The sequence below is a fragment of the Chryseobacterium sp. MEBOG07 genome (assembly GCF_021869745.1).
GTDB classification, from domain to species: Bacteria; Bacteroidota; Bacteroidia; order Flavobacteriales; family Weeksellaceae; genus Chryseobacterium; species Chryseobacterium viscerum.
Window position 1 is genome coordinate 2,863,523 of record NZ_CP084579.1, and the last position, 18,003, is coordinate 2,881,525.

Annotated in this window: 15 protein-coding genes; 3 read left to right on the forward strand and 12 right to left on the reverse strand. The window is 37.9% G+C overall.

The genetic code is table 11. The features are described 5' to 3' along the window. Genes LF886_RS13220 through LF886_RS13240 form a run of 5 tightly spaced genes read right to left on the reverse strand, consistent with a single transcriptional unit; the run spans nucleotide 1 to nucleotide 8,435 of the window. Nucleotides 1-1,404: an MATE family efflux transporter gene (locus LF886_RS13220; protein WP_236850006.1), complete on the reverse strand. Its 1,404-nt coding sequence runs from the start codon at nucleotides 1,402-1,404 to the stop codon at nucleotides 1-3. After that, the gene (locus tag LF886_RS13225; RefSeq protein WP_236850007.1) at nucleotides 1,401-3,212 is read right to left on the reverse strand and encodes an IucA/IucC family protein; all 1,812 of its coding nucleotides are present in this window, start codon (nucleotides 3,210-3,212) and stop codon (nucleotides 1,401-1,403) included. Before LF886_RS13225 ends, LF886_RS13220 begins: the two co-directional genes overlap by 4 nt. Before the next feature lie 7 nt (nucleotides 3,213-3,219). Then, nucleotides 3,220-4,536 (reverse strand): lysine N(6)-hydroxylase/L-ornithine N(5)-oxygenase family protein, encoded by a 1,317-nt coding sequence (locus LF886_RS13230; protein WP_236850008.1) that lies wholly within the window; start codon nucleotides 4,534-4,536, stop codon nucleotides 3,220-3,222. After that, nucleotides 4,529-6,937, reverse strand: coding sequence for a GNAT family N-acetyltransferase (locus LF886_RS13235; RefSeq protein WP_236850009.1), 2,409 nt, complete (start codon nucleotides 6,935-6,937; stop codon nucleotides 4,529-4,531). Before LF886_RS13235 ends, LF886_RS13230 begins: the two co-directional genes overlap by 8 nt. After that, a complete protein-coding gene (locus tag LF886_RS13240; RefSeq protein ID WP_236850010.1) occupies nucleotides 6,909-8,435 on the reverse strand; it encodes a pyridoxal phosphate-dependent decarboxylase family protein in 1,527 nt (508 codons plus the stop codon). The genes LF886_RS13235 and LF886_RS13240 overlap by 29 nt, the downstream gene beginning before the upstream one ends. A gap of 216 nt (nucleotides 8,436-8,651) precedes the next feature. On the opposite strand from LF886_RS13240, the gene LF886_RS13245 reads away from it, so the two are divergent. Together LF886_RS13245 and LF886_RS13250 are read left to right on the forward strand one after the other, a co-directional pair. Next, nucleotides 8,652-9,749, forward strand: a complete 1,098-nt coding sequence (locus LF886_RS13245; RefSeq protein WP_152288706.1) for a TauD/TfdA family dioxygenase — start codon at nucleotides 8,652-8,654, stop codon at nucleotides 9,747-9,749. Between the two features lie 245 nt (nucleotides 9,750-9,994). Beyond that, a complete protein-coding gene (locus LF886_RS13250) occupies nucleotides 9,995-11,395 on the forward strand; it encodes a serine hydrolase domain-containing protein (protein ID WP_236850011.1) in 1,401 nt (466 codons plus the stop codon). A 74-nt stretch (nucleotides 11,396-11,469) separates the two neighbouring features. Here the strand turns inward: LF886_RS13250 and LF886_RS13255 are convergent, their stop codons facing one another. From LF886_RS13255 to LF886_RS13285, 7 genes are all read right to left on the reverse strand, one after another. After that, nucleotides 11,470-12,279, reverse strand: coding sequence for an alpha/beta hydrolase (locus LF886_RS13255; protein WP_236850012.1), 810 nt, complete (start codon nucleotides 12,277-12,279; stop codon nucleotides 11,470-11,472). A gap of 174 nt (nucleotides 12,280-12,453) precedes the next feature. After that, the gene (locus LF886_RS13260) at nucleotides 12,454-13,029 is read right to left on the reverse strand and encodes a Crp/Fnr family transcriptional regulator (protein ID WP_410684860.1); all 576 of its coding nucleotides are present in this window, start codon (nucleotides 13,027-13,029) and stop codon (nucleotides 12,454-12,456) included. 45 nt (nucleotides 13,030-13,074) lie between these two features. Then, nucleotides 13,075-13,596, reverse strand: coding sequence for a GNAT family N-acetyltransferase (locus LF886_RS13265; protein WP_236850013.1), 522 nt, complete (start codon nucleotides 13,594-13,596; stop codon nucleotides 13,075-13,077). A 285-nt stretch (nucleotides 13,597-13,881) separates the two neighbouring features. Beyond that, nucleotides 13,882-14,469, reverse strand: coding sequence for a nucleosidase (locus tag LF886_RS13270; RefSeq protein ID WP_124531417.1), 588 nt, complete (start codon nucleotides 14,467-14,469; stop codon nucleotides 13,882-13,884). Nucleotides 14,470-14,571: 102 nt separating this feature from the next. After that, nucleotides 14,572-15,273 (reverse strand): DsbA family oxidoreductase, encoded by a 702-nt coding sequence (locus LF886_RS13275; protein WP_236850014.1) that lies wholly within the window; start codon nucleotides 15,271-15,273, stop codon nucleotides 14,572-14,574. 74 nt (nucleotides 15,274-15,347) lie between these two features. Then, the gene (locus LF886_RS13280) at nucleotides 15,348-16,514 is read right to left on the reverse strand and encodes an MFS transporter (protein ID WP_236850015.1); all 1,167 of its coding nucleotides are present in this window, start codon (nucleotides 16,512-16,514) and stop codon (nucleotides 15,348-15,350) included. Between the two features lie 2 nt (nucleotides 16,515-16,516). After that, on the reverse strand, nucleotides 16,517-17,452 hold the full coding sequence (locus LF886_RS13285; protein WP_236850016.1) for an alpha/beta hydrolase: 936 nt from the start codon (nucleotides 17,450-17,452) through the stop codon (nucleotides 16,517-16,519). A gap of 159 nt (nucleotides 17,453-17,611) precedes the next feature. Between LF886_RS13285 and LF886_RS13290 the strand changes: the two genes are divergently transcribed. After that, nucleotides 17,612-17,995 (forward strand): winged helix-turn-helix transcriptional regulator, encoded by a 384-nt coding sequence (locus tag LF886_RS13290; protein ID WP_236850017.1) that lies wholly within the window; start codon nucleotides 17,612-17,614, stop codon nucleotides 17,993-17,995. Nucleotides 17,996-18,003 lie beyond the last annotated feature (8 nt).

Genomic DNA, 18,003 nt, shown 5'->3' on the forward strand with positions numbered 1-18,003 from the left:
TTAAATTTTTATAGTTTTCCATTTTCCATTTCTAAAAATCATTAGGAATAGTACTGCCAATACAATTTCCGAAGAAACGATAGCGGTAAATATTCCTCTCAGTTCCCAATGAAGCCTTACTCCAAGGAGATAAGCCATAGGAAGCTGAATTACATAAAACATCACGAGGTACAGCAGTGTAACCTGCAGGATGTTTCCAGCCGCATTCAAAGCACGGCTGATCACCATCGTGAATCCTAACAGCAGATAAGCCATAGATACCACATGGATATACTGCACTGCATATCTTGCAACCTCCGGTTCTGTGGTGAAAAATTTCACCACATATTCAGCGGCAATCTGCCAGAATAAGGCTACTATTACCAGATAAGTCATGTTGATTGTTCCTGCTCTCCAGACTGTTTTCTCTGCACGGTCAGGCTCTCCAGCTCCCAGGTTCTGTCCTGTAAGAACTCCAGCCGCATTTCCTATTCCCCAGGCAGGCATCGTAGCTACCGAAGCAATACGCTGGGCAATAATATATCCGGCAAGAGCGGTTGTTCCGAAAGTAGAGATGATCTTTACCATAATCAGCCAGCTGGATGTCGGAATGATATATTGAACCAATCCTCCAAAGGCTATTTTCAGAATTTTCTGCAGTAATGGGATGTCCAGATGAAAAGGGACTCTGATGCTGATGCTGGTTTTCCCGGTTATCAATATAAAAGCCTGGTATAAAACCCCTAATAGTCTTGATAAAACGGTAGCATAAGCCAGACCCATCAATCCGAAAGCAGGAATAAAACCTAGTCCGAAAACAAGAATCACAGCGAATATGATATTGGAAATATGACAGATCCAAAGTGATTTCATGGCAATATCTGCATCACCGGCACCTCTGAAAAGTCCATTTACCGAAAGTCTTAGAATCACAAGTCCTATACTCAGGAAGACCAATCTTGAGAATGATATTCCATCAACGACTACACTGGCATTCACTCCCAGGAAATCAACAATTTCCGAGGCGAAAACACACGAGATCCCGCCAATAAATAAAGCAAAGAATAAAGCAAGAAGGATAATGTATTGAGCCGTTCTGCCCATTCCTTCTGTATCTTTTTCTCCAGCCCTTCTGGCGATAAGAGTGGCTGCCGCAATACCAAGACCTACTGCTATGGCATAAGCAAAGTTGATGTAGTTATCCGTGATTCCCACAAGACCAAGAACTTTATCTCCTAATTTTGCAATAATCAACAGGTTGACACTCACAAAGACAGACTCCATCATAAGCTCCATCACCATAGGAATGGCCAGACTAAAGATGGAACGGTTGATGCTTCCTGATGTCAGCTCGACTTTTTTCCCAGCTATCGCTCCATAGGCAAAAACCATCCCTTCTTTTAGTATATGCAGGAATTTCCTCATACTGCTGCTACTGAATTTTTATTGGCAATCTGATACAGAGGATTAGGCAGTGCTCCATCTTTTCTAGGGATGGCAAATGCTTTATTTTCACTGTAGCCATTATTTTTCAGACGCAGACTGTTGATATAAAATCTTTTGAATGCCGGCACGTAAAGGTCATACTTTTCGTATCGTTCCTGAAGGTGGGTATTCTCAGCTTTATAATTTTCGATACAGTTGTGAACCAGTTCCCAGAATGCCTCTTCTTTAAAGTCAGAATACGTATGCAGGGCATTTGACATATATCTGAAGAATGCATCGAAAACTCCCAGGAGAATAAACAACGGAATATTTTCTTTATTGGAAGACTGGATCAAACCATCTGCAAGATGCGCAGGAAGTTTTTCTCTTGCTTCTACGGTAAGTACAATATCATCTACAAAGTCTTTGATTACAATTCTCTGCGGAACTCCATTTTTCAGCACAACCATAATGTTTTCTCCATGTGGAGTTACACATAATGAATGGGTATAATAGATGTGCAATAAAGGAGTAAGATACGCATCAAGATAGCTTTCAACCCATTCTTTGATGCTCATATCTGCCTTTTCTGCAAATGCCTGAACCAATGGAACTCCATTTTCATCTACATACAGTAGAGAAGCCATCGTTACCATTTGTTCACCTTCTGTCAGATAATTTTCAGCACTTTCTCTCCATAACGCGCCAAGGAATTCATTATATTGATAAGGAACACTGGCAATTGCTCCATATTGTGGATGCAAATAAGCTATGGAAGCCTCTTCACCTAAGAAAATAGTTCCTTTGTTTTCCAGATACGCATCATCTTTGATCAAGCCTTTTACCCAATCGGTAATAGCGGGAGCAATTTTCATCTGTTTAGGAGACAATCCTCTGATATTTCCGGTGCTCAAAATAGAAACAGCCGTTTTCAGATATCTTTTTTCAGGATGATCTACATTGAATAAAGTACGAATACTCTGCTGTGCGCTGTAGGTATCACTTCCCTCTCCCATTTGGATTAAAAGCCCTGAGGCAATATCTCCAGCGAAATGAATTTGAAGCTTATGCTCCCACTGCCAAGGATGTACAGGGATAAAATGATAATCTTCAACATCTTTACGGGCATTGATTAGCTTTTGTTGAAAATCATGATACAATTCCTCTCCTATTTCAGAACGATAAAACTCTTCTCTGTCTATATGTTCCAGAGATTGGAACGCTGATCTGCTCTTATGGGAAGCCAGCCAGATTACTTTTAGGTTTTCATCCGCTTCAGGAGCAAATGTTTTAAGGTCTCTTGGAGAAAAACCAAGTCTGCTTTTGTTCACAATAACCCATGGATGTCCGGTCATATTATGCTCAACAGTTTGATAATCTGAATGGGCAAGGTCTTTTGAAGACATGACGCCTTTAGATAAAATTAATGCATCACAATATAAAGTATGCAGTAATTCTTCCGTATATCTTGCAATGGTATAAGGATCTAAATCAAACACGGACTGCATTTCCAGAAAGAAAGCCGCTACATCTACCGCAGATAGATCTTCTCCGTTTTCTGTCTTTGTAATACTGTCTTTGTCGATATGCCAGTAATCCATCATTCTCTCTTGTCCGCGAAAGCTGTATACGACATTTTCAAACCCTGTTTCAAGTTTAAAAACAGTAAATCCTTCTTTATTTTCAAACGTTACCGTTGGTTTTAGAAGTTCTTCATGCATGAGTTCTGCAATGGTTTTGGCCATCAGATTTCTGTTAGCCTGCTGCCAGTTTTCCTGGCTTATTGTATTTTTTAAGTTGGTGTTCATTGTATGATTAAATTTTGGCAGTTGGTAGATCAGCATATTTTTCCACATCAAAATCCTGGAAAGCAATCTTCTTTTCGATTTTATAATGTTCTCTTCCAAGAATATCATTGATGATATAAGAATTGCGGTAAGCAGCCATTCCCAGATCTGTAGAAATATAACTGTGGGTGTGTACTTCTGCATGAAGCACATAAATTTCCCCTCCGTTGTGATCTATTGAATAATTTCTATTGACATCAAATAGTCCGCTTGAATCTCTTTTTATTCTTGACTGAATATTCTTCAAGAAAGCAGGCTCATGATAACGATATCCGGTTCCAAGGATGACATAGTCAGCTTCCTGATCATATGGTACATTCTGCTCCAGTTGTATAAATTCAAGGTTGATGAAATCAGGGTTGCTGTTATCAACAGTATTCAGCTGGCTGTTAGGGATAATTTTAAGATTAGGATCTGCATTATCGATATTAAGATCATAAATAAAATCATAGATATCATTGATCAAATCATAATTGATTCCTTTAAACTGAGCTTGCTGTTTGCTTAAAATACTTTTCCTTGCTGATTCACTTCTGTTGTAAAAATATTCAACATAATCCGGGGATGTGAGTTCCAGAGTCAACTTAGAATATTCCATAGGGAAAAATCTGTCCGGACGGGAATACCAGCCCAACTGAGTTTTTTCATTTCTGCTCTGAAGCAGGTCATAGAATACCTCTGCTGCACTCTGACCGGAACCGATGATGGCAATTTTCTTCCCTTCACTTAAAAGTTCCTCTTTTCGGTATAGATAAGAGCTTGTGTGGATGATTCGCGAATCATCTTTAGGAATAAAAGACGGAATATGAGGCTGTGTTCCTGTTCCTAAAATCAATCTCTCTGTTTTAAAAACAGTCGTTTCTTTGGTTTTTGTATGAACTGTAGTCACCTGATATAAACCCTCTTCATAGGTAATATCCACCACCTGAGTTGAAAAACGACACTGTGGAAGCTGCTCAATTACCCATTGGCAATAGCGGTTGTATTCTTTTCTTGGAATAAAGAAGCTCTCGCGGATAAAAAATTTATACAATCTTCCGGTTTCTTTCAGATAATTCAGAAGGCTCAAAGGATTGGTAGGATCAGCCATGGATACGCAATCACATAAAAATGGAGTCTGCAGGGTTACATGGTCAATCATCAATCCCGGATGCCAGTCGAAACCGTCTCTCTGGTCTAGAAAAAGAGTCTTCAGTTCCGGAATTGGGTTAGATAATGCGGCAAGTCCCAGATTAAAAGGGCCTATACCTATGCCTATTACATTGTATACGGCTTCGTTAGTCATTTTTTGTGATGTTTGTGGTGATTTGTACCTCTTTATTCTGTGGAAACTTTTCCCAGTACCATTCTCTGTAGCAGAAATTCAGATTGGCCTTTTTATGAGGCATCTCAATTACTTTGTCTACTTTGAAACCTACATGGGCTTTATTCATCATAGATGCCAGTGAATCTACAGAACCTTCCCCTACCATTTTACCTACCTGTGGCTGTGCAAAAACATAATCTACCATAGATTGTGTAGAGGGAGATACATTTTTCTTTTTAGGATCAGTTGGTGCTATGAATTGGTGTGTTCCGTAATCGGTAGGCAGTACTTCATAATAATCTCCTACGATATCTCTACATGCCCAGTAAACCTCGATATTACAAGAAGGTTCATCATTACCGGCAACGATGTAGCTGTGAGCTTCATCACTTGGAAGCATGAGTCTATAATAGGTTTCCAACTCATCAATGGGCCAGTTCATCTGCCATATTTTTACAGCATGCTCTCTATTGAACCATTCATGAAGCATTTCAAGGTCATTTTCAAGATCGATAGGACGCATACTCATGGTCACATCTTCTTTCTGAAAATATCTTTTAAAGAAAACTTCTGTCCCTTTCGGATGAATCAGCTGATCTGAGAAAAAATGTTTGTGAAGGATATTCGGAACTTTAGCATAAGAAATAGATGCCGCGCTTATCCCTCCATCTACATCAGAAACGGCCGACTGAAGGTTTGATTTTACGGCCCAGTATCTTTGATTCAGAGCATAATCTGTCAAAAATGATGGCTCAGATTCATGAAGCTCATCAAATTCTCTGTATAGAATATGGATAAGTTTTCTTTCCTTAACCAATCCGGTTTTTCCTATGGAAGAGATCAAAGCACTTAGATTACTTACCAAAAGATGGTGGGAAACAATATCCAGAAGACGCTCATCTCTGATAAAAAGATCTTCAACTTCAGGATAGTCTTTCATCAGGTTTTGATATTTCTCTTTAAAGCTTTCTTTAATCAGATATCCTTGCCCGTCTCTTACACAGATCGATTGCGGCAGAAGCTGATTATCCAGCTGAATAAGAAGATTCTGCTGGTGCACTTCCGGAGCCATCCCTAATTGATTGAATAATCTGTTTAAAGGGGACAACAGAAGGTTTACATATTTTTCAAACCAAATGATGGTTGCTTTCTCAGCATCAATTCCCAGATGATTGGCAACATTTTTAAAGAAATGTGCTGTAAAATTAAACCCATCTGTAGATTCATCCTGACAAAGTCTTGCCAATAAAAGAACCTTATCATCTGTTGAAAAAGGATTTTTACGGATCAGGATATTCAGGCTTTCTACATTCTTTTCTTTATAATGAACACTTAATGTAGAAGGTTCCATCAACAGTTTAAAATTGGGGAAGCTTTCTTCAAATGAAGCTTTTTCATGCTGCCACCAAACTGCTGAAGCATATCCTCTGTTAAGATCCTTTAAACTGTTGGTTCTCACAGATCCTGTCATTAAAACATGCAGAGAAAATTTCAGCATCCAGCTGAAATCAGGATTATACAAGGTTCTTATAGAAGATGTTGCATAGAAATCTTCTCCCAAAGGCCCGATATGGATGATTTTACCGGATCCGAGCATTTCGGGATATTCTTCTGTGGACAAAAGATATTGTGCTTCCCACGGATGGCACGGAACAATATAGAAATCATTTGTGTTTTCAAAATCGTAACTTTCTGGTATTGCCACCCACTGTTCGAATATTTCTTTTGCTGAAATTCCGGGAAGAGATTTTTCAGTGATACAGTCTTTATGAATCAGGAAATAATCCAGCTGGAATCCTTTCCCAAATTCGGGACCATATAAGAACTGCTCAGATTCAGAAAAGCCCATTCTTGATTTGGTAAAAGGATGCAGATTGTGCCCTGCCGGGAGCATCTGCTCAGATTCCAGAAATGAATAGGTTAAAAGTTGATCATCCTGTAAACATGCTTCTGTAGTCAGTTCCAGATTTTTCAGACTGCTCTGGATTCTTTCTGCAAATTGTTTGAAGCCTTTCTCATTGGTCGTCTCAGAAAATTCCTGGTAAACGAGTTCAATCAGTTTTTCAGTATTTACTTCAAAAACGGTCTGATTCTGGTGGTCAACAACCCATACAGCAGGGCCGTATTCATGAAAAAGAGTCTCGGAACGATAAGAAACCGGAGCAAATAAAAACAACCCGGTTTTCTTCATTTCAAACCTCATATGCAACGGGTAATCGCTGTTCTGAAGAGCTTTTGCTGTAAGAAGATCATATTTTGGAATTCCCTGATAGAATTTTCCATTTCCAAGCTCTCTTAACATTCCGTTGAGAAGAATCCTGAAAGTAATTTCCCGGGATTTTTCTCCTGTTTTATTTTTCTGTATTAAAGTCTTTTCCATGGCTTTTGATTGTCGTAAGAATTTGATGAACGTCTTCAGTTGTTGTGATCGGGTTCAGGAAAGTAAACTTCAGATAGAAGTTTCCATCCACCTTTGTACTTGCTACAAGGATTTCTCCGCTGTAGAAAAGTTTCATCTTGATATATTGGTTCAGGGCATTCAGATCGCTGATTTCCGGTCTTACATATCTGAAAACAAGAACACTTAGATCTGAATCTGAAAGCAATTCAAAATCAGCATCTTCGGTAATCATTGAGGCAACATCTTTTGTAAGATCAATAACGGTATCTGTATATTCTGCCAGCTGTTCTTTACCCATCATTCTTAGGGTAAACCAAAGCTTTAAGGCATCGAACCTACGGGTACTCTGTGTAATCGATTTATTGATCTGTGCCGGGATTTCTTCTTCATCCATTTCTTTAGGATTCAGATAATCTGCATGATGTTTAAGAATCAGCAATTCTTTTTTGTTTTTAACAATGAAAGCACTGCTGCTGATAGGCTGGAAGAAAGATTTGTGGTAATCAATCGTTACAGAGTCTGCTCTTTCGATTCCGCTAAGCAGATTACGGTATTTCTCACTCAATAGTAATGCACAGCCATAAGCTGCATCTACATGCATCCAGATATTATAATGCTCTGAAATATTCGCAATATCTTCAAGTGGGTCAACATTTCCGAAGTCTGTAGTTCCTGCTGTTGCTACGATACCAATAGGGATATTGCCTAGCTGCTCTTCCCTTTTGATGTATTTTTTCAAAAGAGAAATATCCATACAGAATCTTTCATCGGTAGGAACTTTCACTATGCTTTTCTCACCCAATCCCATAATGGAAGCATTTTTCAGATTGCTGAAGTGAGATTTGTCTGAAACAAAGATTCTGAAGCGGCTTGCCTCTGCTGGCAGACCATCCATTTTTATATTATGATTGTATCTCTTCTGGGAGAAGCAGTCACGCATCATTACCAGCCCCATTAAGTTACTCTGTGAGCCTCCCGCCGTGAAAACACCATCGCTTTCATTCGTATTATATCCAATCTGAACCGCGGTCCAGTCGATCAGTTTTCTTTCCATAAAAGTTCCTCCGGCACTCTGATCATAGGTATCCTGTGAAGAATTGATAGCACTCACAAGAATTTCTCCTGCCAACGCCGGAATGACAACCGGGCAGTTAAGGTGCGCTACATATTGTGGAAGATGAAAAGCTGTCGCATGTTTTACATAGATATCATCTACTTCATCTAAAAGTTCGTTATAATTGGAAAGTTTTTGATTAAGGTCTATCTGTTGTACCATTCCTTTCATTTCCTTGGCTTCTATACCGCTGAAAGGTTTGTCATTTCTGTAAAGAAATTCCTTTACGAGGTCTAATGTACTATCGACTGCATTACGATAATGATCGTAATTATCTGGATGAAAAATATTCCCAAAATTCCCCGAATTGTGAGGCAAGGTAGCATTTGAAAGCGCTCCTAGGGATATTATTTTATTGTTCATATAAGTATTTGTAAGGTGATTTTTAAAATCAGTGATTGTTGTTAATTTTCAGATATACGCATTTATATATTTGAAAATCAGGTTTTTAATTTTGTCATTTTTTTTAAGTTTTTATTTGGTGGTTACTTAATTATTCATAAATTTGAACCGGCTATTGTTATTTAGAATAATTAAAAACAAAGATAAAAATTATTAGTTAACACCAAATTTTTTTTAATGAATTCTACAGAAATTTTAGATAAAGACTGTTTAACGGCGGTAAAACTGCTTCCAACGGTCATAGAAGTCACCCCACAGGAGAGAAGAATGATAAAAGATGCAGCAGAGCATCTTCAGAAAAAATATGACAGTTATGAAAACCGCGACTTTATAAGACATGTTCATCAACTGGCATCCTATTTCTTACCGGAAAGGATATTAAACATAGCGGCTGATTTTGCGAGTGACTTTTCTAAAAATCAGTACGGAGCATTGATCCTCACCGGATTAATGGATATAGATCAGGAGGATATTGGTTCTACTCCTTCTAATTGGCAGTCTGCAGATTATTCAAAATTCAATTTATATGGTTTTGCATGCGCACTTATTCATGGTGCACTCCCTTCAAAGCCTGTACAATATTATTCACAGCGTAAAGGAGGAGGATTGATACATGCCATCATTCCGGATGAAAGAATGAAAGAAACGCAGACGGGATCAGGATCTTCAACAGATTTGTATGTACATACTGAAGATGCTTTTTTGAAACATCAGGCAGACTTTTTAAGTTTTATGTATGTCCGTAATGAAGAGCAGGTTCCTTCTACTCTTTACTCAATCCGCTCTCATAAGTCGATTGGTGAGAATTACAGACCTCTTTTTGACCGTATTTATAAAATCCCGAAAGATGCGAATCTTGAAACGGCAGAGAATGAAGAAGAGACATTAGATGCTGTATTGTATGGCAATTACAGTCTTCCTTTTATGAGATTTGATGCCGCTGAACAGCTTTTCAATTCCAGTATCAGACAGACGGACGAAGCTCATCATTCTCTGAATGAGTTCTGGGAAGAAGCCAGACATTTGATTTACTCAGGATTTACGCCACAGGCGGGAGATGTTATTTTGGTTAATAATCATCTTTGTGCACATGGAAGATCAGCTTTCCGTGCAGGAGTAAGAAATATAGATGGTATAGAACAGCCGTGCGAGAGAAGAATTATGCTTCGTATGATGAGTAAAGTGAGCCTTATCGATATGAGGGCACATACTCTTACAGAAGACCCGTTCTTTGTGATAGAAGAACATTTGGGTAAAAACTTTCAACATTTTTAATATGCTGACTTGTTAGCACTTTTGAATATCAATCAATCAACTCAAACCCTTTTTAAGCAATGCTTAAAAAGGGTTTTTGTTTTCCTTTTGAAATTTAAAAGCCATCTGGATCCTTGTCAAGGTTTAAAACCTTGACAAGGAGAAATTTTAATAAATTATTCTTTTTCATGAAACATATGCTGTTACCACACGACAGATATAAATGAAAATTAAAAGATCAAAATTTTCTTTAAAAACTAATCATCATGACAAACTTAATTTCAAGAAAAATAATCAGTCTTCCGCTCGTATTGTTTGCTATCGGTACGTATGCCCAGAATGAAGCCAAAACACTGGACAGTCTTTTTACAGCACTTCATCATCAGAAAAAGTTCAACGGAAATGTACTGGTTGCCGAGAAGGGCAAGCCTATCTTCGAAAAGAGCTATGGGATGGCAGATGAAGAAGCCAAGCGCCCACTCAATCTACAGAGTACTTTTGAACTCGCTTCTGTATCTAAGCAGTTTACCGCCATGGGTATTGTTCTTTTGCAGAAAGCTGGAAAGCTGAATTATGACGACAAAATATCTAAATATCTTCCTGAACTGGCTTTTTATGATAAAATCACTGTCAGAAATCTTTTGAATCATACCAGCGGACTTCCCGATTATATGGAGTTATTCGAAAAGAATTGGGATAAAAGTAAAATTGCTGTAAATGACGATATCATCAAAGAATTTGCAAAATCTAAACCCGCCTTGGAATTTGAGCCTAATCAACAGTTTGAATACAGCAATACAGGGTATGCCTTTTTAGCAAGTATTATTGAGAGGGTTTCTAAAAAATCGTTTGGGGAATTTCTGAACCAGAATATTTTCAAACCATTGGATATGAAGCATACATTGGTATACAGAAGCCGATATCAGCCGCAGACAATTTCCAATTATGCCCTGGGCTATGAAGCAGACAATTCCGGAAAAAAAGTTCTTTTGGACAGTCATGGAAAACAAAATTACTCGTATTATCTGGATGGAATTGTAGGTGATGGTATGGTAAATTCTACCCTTAAAGATCTTCTGAAATGGGACAGAGCTTTGTATACCGACAAACTGGTGAATGAAAATGATAAGAAGCTGATATTTAATGATGTCACTACAGCCAATGGAAAGGCAAGCAACTATGGATTCGGATGGTTTGTTCAAAAGACAACCAAGTATGGAAAAATAGCGAACCATTCCGGAGGCTGGGCAGGTTATACAACCTTTATAGAAAGACATCTTGATCATGATAAAACTTTTATTCTGCTTCAGAATAATAGTACTCCGGAGATAATGATTCCTACTGATGACGTGCGAAAAGTTCTTTATCATGAAAAACTGGGCGTAGAAAATCTCAAAAAAGCAACCCCAACAGCTGATCAATTACAGGCTTATACCGGAGTGTACTCCACTGCTGATTTCCCGATGAAGATAAAAGTATTTGTTCAAAACGGTACTCTTTACGGGCAGGCAATGGCGGAAGGACAGAATGCATTTGAACTGGCAGCCTATGAAAATCATATTTTTAAGTTTGATGATGCAGGCATAAGAATGGCTTTTGACCTTGAAAACCGTAAGATGGATTTCAGCCAGGGAGAAGCTTCAAAATACACCTTTTCGAAGGAATAATAATCTATACTAAATCTTATAAACAACAAAACCTCATGCGCGTACATGAGGTTTTATTGTTTTATATGAGGTTATTATTTAAAGAACCTGTTAAATAGAGCCAGCTGTTCTGATAATGATCTGCTCCAGTATTCTGTAGTATGTCCTCCTAAAGATTCTGTGTAGAGATGCTGAACCTTCATTTCTGTCAACTTTTTATGAAAATTTCTATTCATATTGATCATTTGAGTATCTTCTGTGCCACAGTCGAAAATATATTGCTGCCCGGCCCCAGCCATCAGTTTTATTTTGTTGTCTGTAAGAAAATTGGGATTCAAAGATTCCAATGGTCCCAGCACTTTATTCACCATATATTTCTGATATCCTTCGCCAAACGAATTGAAGTCTAAAGCTCCACATGAACTTCCTACGATACCGAAAGTCTTGTTATAAGTAACTCCAATATTCGTTGCACCATAGCCTCCCATACTCCATCCTAAAATACCCCGAAACTTTTTCTCAGCTTTCACAGGATAATTTTTATCTATAAAATCTACCAGTTCCTTTCCGATAAAAGTTTGATATTGGGAGTCTTTAACGATCGGACTGTCTGCATACCATGAACTGTAGTTTCCATCCGGAAGGACATAGATTGTTTTGTATTCCTGAGCTTTCTGAACCAAGTCCGGAATATCCTGCTTAATAATCCGGTCCGGATTGCCACTGAAACCATGAAGAATATAAACCGACGGATAGGTTGTGTTAGGTTGAAGATCTGGTGTAATGATAACCGTTTTGATCTTTTTATTCATTTTTGGACTGAAAATCTCCTGATGAATAATTTTTTGCGCTGATACCTGAACAAACGCTGTGAGTACAAATACAATGTTGATAAGCTTCTTCATGCTGAAAAATGTTTAATTAATAATAATCATAGAATCAATAGTATTCTAATGTTCTTAAAACATATTGCGTACCAATGATCTTATGACAAAGCAAAATTGTCACATAAAAAAGAGAAAAGCCTCAACATATGTTGAAGCTTTTGCTAATTTATTTTTCACTTCGGTCTAGGAATATTAGTGTATTTCCTTTTTTATCCGGCTTAGCTGTGTAGGGGTAATTCCCAGATAAGAAGCAATGTGATGCTGTTTTAACATACTGTACAATGATTCATTTTCAAGCAATTGTACATAACGCTGTTTGGCGGTTTCGTATTTCAGGGAGACTTCCAAAGGCTCTTTTTTCACCACCCAGTTTTTTTCTAAATAGTGCATGTGAAAAAGCGCCAGATCATGATACTTTTCGAGCAGTTCCCGATATGCTTTTACAGGATATTTTATAACGGAACAGTCTTCAAGCGCAACAATGTTGAAGTCGCTGGGTTCATTTTTAATAATAGAAGCTGTGGAGGCTACAAAGCTATTTTCTTCAAAGAAAATTTTATAAATATTATTTCCCTGCTCATCCACCGTGTAATATCCAATCAGTCCGGATCGTAGAAAATAATAATATCTTGCCATGGAGCCTGATTTCAGCAGAATATCGTTTTTGTGGTAGTATTCTTCAGTGCAGATATCCAGTAAAGCTTTAACCGTTTCTTCGGATAACGGATAATATTGGTTGATTTGTTTTACAAACTCTGAAATGTTCATTTTGAAATATTTTGTCTTACTGCATTAAACTTAGCATAAACCTTTCTAATCCAGCATCTTTTTCATCATCAGATCAGTCTGTTCTTCTTCTCCCAGTTTGAAAATATGCTTATCAAATTCAACAAATCCATTTTTCCTGTAAAAATTGAGCGCTCTTAGGTTTTCTTCCCAGACACCCAGCCACAGATAAGCTTTATTAAGGTGCTGAGCCGTCTCTAAAGCCTGGTGATAAAGAAGCTGGCCTACTTTTTTTCCATGGTGGCTTTTCTTTACATAAATCCGTTCAATTTCCAGACTGGTTTCATCCTGAAGCTCGGTCTGTGCCTTCCCGGAGTTCACTTTCAGATAGCCCACCGGATTGTCCTCTTCCCAGGCAATATAGAAAAAGGAATTGGGGTTATTCAACTCCGATTTTATTTTTTCGGTATTAAAGCTTTCTTCCAGGTACTTTTTCATAGCCTCTTCAGTATTATCTTCTGCAAATGTTTCTGAAAAGGTCTGTATTCCTAGGTTTTGTACAATTTCCAGGTCTTCAGAAGAAGCTTTGATGATGATAATTGATGACATAGTATGTATTTATTGTTCTAATGTATTAATAAGATTTTTTATTTCAGGTAAGGTTAATTCTGTTTTTGCACCTGTTGCTAAAATATTTTTCAAAATCTTAAGATGGGCAGCCTTTAAAGCACCTTCGCTTTTCACCTCCTGATCGGGAATCACTCCTAGATGTTCCCAATTTTTTTGAGTGATTAAAGAAGTTATTTTTCCTGTCTGAACAAGCAGTAAAATATAAAGGAAGGGTTGAGCGTAACAAAACAAATAGAAAACAAAATCCTGAAAATTTATTCAGGATTATATTGATGAGAACAGTATTTTCTTGAATGCTTCAGAAGCCAGATGTACCTGTACACTCCAATCGTCTGCAGCATCACTTCCGGCATCATCAGAAATATATTTCAGGCATAGGAACGGAATATTTTCCTTTTGAGCAATCAATGCCAATGGATAGGCTTCCATATCTACAATATTGTAATCTGTTTCAGAATGGTTCATTTCAAAGCTGTCTCCACTTCCACAGATTCCTTCTTTCAATACGTCCATTTTAAGACCATATTCCAATACAGGCGGCACTCCGGATAGCGGAGTTTCATAAAGTTTGAATCCCAGCCCTCTTACATCCATATCTCTCTGGATGAATTTTGTACAGCATACGACCTCTCCTTTGTGGAAGCCTTTACTTCCGGCAGAACCTAAATTCACGATCAGTTTAGGTTTTTTTGTATGAATTTCTTTGGTTAATTCGATCGCTGCATTTACTTTTCCAATCCCTGTAATCAGTTTATTTTTATCATCAAATACGGTTCCCGCTTCGGAATCCAATGCAAAAACAAAAAGGGTATCATCAATTGAATAATGAGTTTCGTTGTTAATTTTTATCATTGAGAAATCAGATTTATACAGCTATTGGTGCTGTATGACAAAGATACGAGACTATATTAAATTAAAAAACCCAAAATAAAACTATTTTGGGGTTTTGATATCTTAAATACTACATCCGTCAGCATCACAGGAAGCTCCGCTGTCGCCGGAAAGATCCTTAAAAGGACTCACTGTTTCTTTATATGTCTGCTGCAGTGCATTTTCAAATACGTCTACAGGCTGCGCTCCGGAAACAGCATATTTACCGTTCAGAACAAAAAATGGAACTCCGGAAACACCATTGTTTCTTGCTTCCTGAATATCCTGGTTCACTTCATAATCCAATTGATCCGTTGTAATCGCTTCTCTAGCTTCTTCTGTGCCAATTCCTAAACTTTCGGCAAGGGAAACCAAAACTTCTATATCCCCTACATTTTTACCGTCTATAAAGTGAGCGATAAATAATGCCTCTTCCATCTCATTGGATTTGTTGTGCTTTTTAGCCAAATGAAGCAGTTTGTGAGCACTAAAAGTATTAGTGATCAGTGTTTTCCCAAAATCAAAGTTAATTCCGGCGTCTTTTCCCATTTGGCTAACCTGACCAAGCATTTGGGTAGCCTGAGCTTCTGGAACTCCTTTCTTTTCTCTAAAATATTGAATGGTATCCTGAGTCTTTTGCGGATCTAAAGTGGGATCCAGCTGGAAACTCTTCCACTCTATTTCTACTTTATCTTTGAAAGGAAGTTTATTCAAAGCCTGTTCAAAATTATTTTTTCCGATATAACAAAACGGACACATTACGTCCGACCAGATTTCTATTTTCATTGTATTCAATTTTACATCAAATTAATAGTGCAAAGTTACTACAATTTACTCAATGTAACAAAATTTGTTACAGTTTAATTCTGACATGTGGAAAGCACCTGATTTCTTTTCTCAACAACACTTTTTAAAATCATCATCAAAAATGCAAGAAGCCCGAAAACAAAACCTATCCATGGAATATACTGTACTCCTTGTGTCATGATAATCCACCCTCCTATTGTCGTTCCCAGCGTTACACCCAGATTTCCAAATGATGTGGCAAGACTGTTGGCAAATTCCAGTGAGTCTGGTGCAGAAAAGATCATATAGGTGGAAGCATTCAAAAAGCTAGGTGAATACAGGAATCCCCAAATTCCGATCACTGCAATGGTTGCGAATAAATTTCCATCAGAAAAATATAAAAGCACAGGCACTAAAATAGTTCCCGAAAGAAAAAAAGCAGTAGTTCTTGCAACGTTCTTATTGAGCATTTTACCGGCTACACCATTCGCAATGATTCCGATACCACCAAAGAGAAGCAGCATATAGCTTATCATTGAAGTATCCATTCCTTTGGCTTTGTTCAGATAATCGGCAAAATAACTGTAGGTAGAAAACCATGCTGTAATCATGAAAAAATTCGTCAAAGTACTCAGAATAAATGGAGGATGCTTCAATATTCTGACCTGGTTTCCGTATGATTTTTTCTCTTTCACCGGCATAGATGGAAGAAGAAAATAAATACTCATTAAAGCAATCAAACTTACAACAGCTTGTATCATAAATGAATATTCCCAGGACCAAAGCCCGGCTATCCACGTTGCAAAAGGAACCGTAGTGACCATGGCAATAGCGACTCCATTAAAAACAATCCCCATCAGTTCATTCTTTTTCCGTTCATCTGCCTGAGATACCGCCACTGACAAGGCAGTTGCAATATATACAGGCTGCAGGAATGCCGGTAAAATCCTCACCAGCATCAGCAGCCAGAAAGGAGGTGAAAAAGAGGAAACAATTCCTGTAACCAGAAACATAAAAATGGCTGTAAGCATTATCTTTTTACGGTCAATTCCTGACGTAAGTAAAGTCATAAAAGGTCCTGTAAGAGCAATAATTAATGCAAAAGCACTCAGCAGGTATCCAGCCTTGTCAATACTGATCTTATAATGTTCTGCAATTTGCGGGAGAATTCCGATGACTCCAAATTCTGTAGTAATAACTGCTATAAATCCCAGACATCCAATATATGCGTATTTTTTCATTGTTACTGTTCTCTGTCGGATTCAAAATGGTGCGTGGCAAAAGCGGCCATCTCATCCACTGCTGATTGTACTTCCTCCAAAAGTTCTCCCATATGCATAAACCCATGAACCATATCTTTGTAAAGACTTGTTGTAAGCGTAACACCTGCATTTTCCATATTCAGGGAAAGCGTTTTGCCATCATCTAAAAGTGGATCATGCTCTGCCAGAATTACTAAAGTAGGCGGCGTTTCTTTAAAATCTTTAATCAACACAGGAATCGCCAAAGGATTATCTTTTTCTTCTTTTGGAAGATACCATTCCCAGGCTTCTATTCCGCCTTGCTTATTAAGAACCGGCCCGTTTTCATACGTTTCCCATGATTTTGAGTTCAACTGATTATCAGCTGCAGGATAGATCAATACCTGAAACTTGAACTGTCCTCCTATTTGCGTGGAAACGGCTGTTGACAAGGCTCCTCCGGCACTATCTCCTATGATTCCAATTTTATCAGGATCAATTCCTAAAGATTCTGCGTTGTCGACCACCCATTGTATTCCGTCAATACAGTCATTTAAACCTGCCGGAAAAGGATGTTCGGGAGCAAGACGGTAATCTATAAATATAATCACAGAACCCGTCTTATTGGCAAGTTTACGGACCACAGCATCGTGAGTTTCGTATCCTCCTGCTATAAACCAACCTCCATGAATATAAATAATAGCTGATGACTTCTCTGTTTTTGTTCCATTGGGACGGTAAATCCGAATAGGAATCTGATGGTTTTCCTGCTGAATATTCAATTCTTCGATCATCGCCACTGATTCTTTCTTACCGCTAAGCTGGAAACACATTGTTTCAAGATATTTGCGGGTACCATCTAAAGAATTTTGTGGATTGAACGGTTGTATTGTTTCTAAATGATTTAAAATCTGTGTTATTTTAGGAGTTAATTGCATTTTGATTTTGATTTAAGTTATTATTATGTCTGCAGGGAACATGAGCGCTATTGTTCATTACTGCTGTATATTTTCTATTTTAAACAACAAAATTAAATCTCAAACCTTACATTTGCACTGTATACAGCTAAATGTATGGTACTAACAAATTTGTAAGTAATGGGTAAAATAAAAGAGAATTCAACGAATAATATCAACCGCCAATATATACAGGGATGTGATTTAAGTTATGCAGTATGCAGAATCGGAGGCCGATGGAAGCTGATTATTTTAAACAAGTTAAAAGACGAGAAATTGCGCTTCAGCGAGCTTAGAAATTCTATTTCAGGAATAACGGAAAGAATGCTTACCCTTCAGCTGAGAGAGCTGGAAAAAGAAAGCTTAGTAACGAGAACTGTTCATGCAGAAGTTCCACCAAGGGTAGATTACGAATTGACAGCTATAGCCAGAGAGCTGATCCCCATATGGAAACAGCTTGATGAATGGGGAGGAAGACACAGAGAATTGATGCAGGAGCAGGAAGAAACCGGAGAATTAAAATAAAAAAGTTT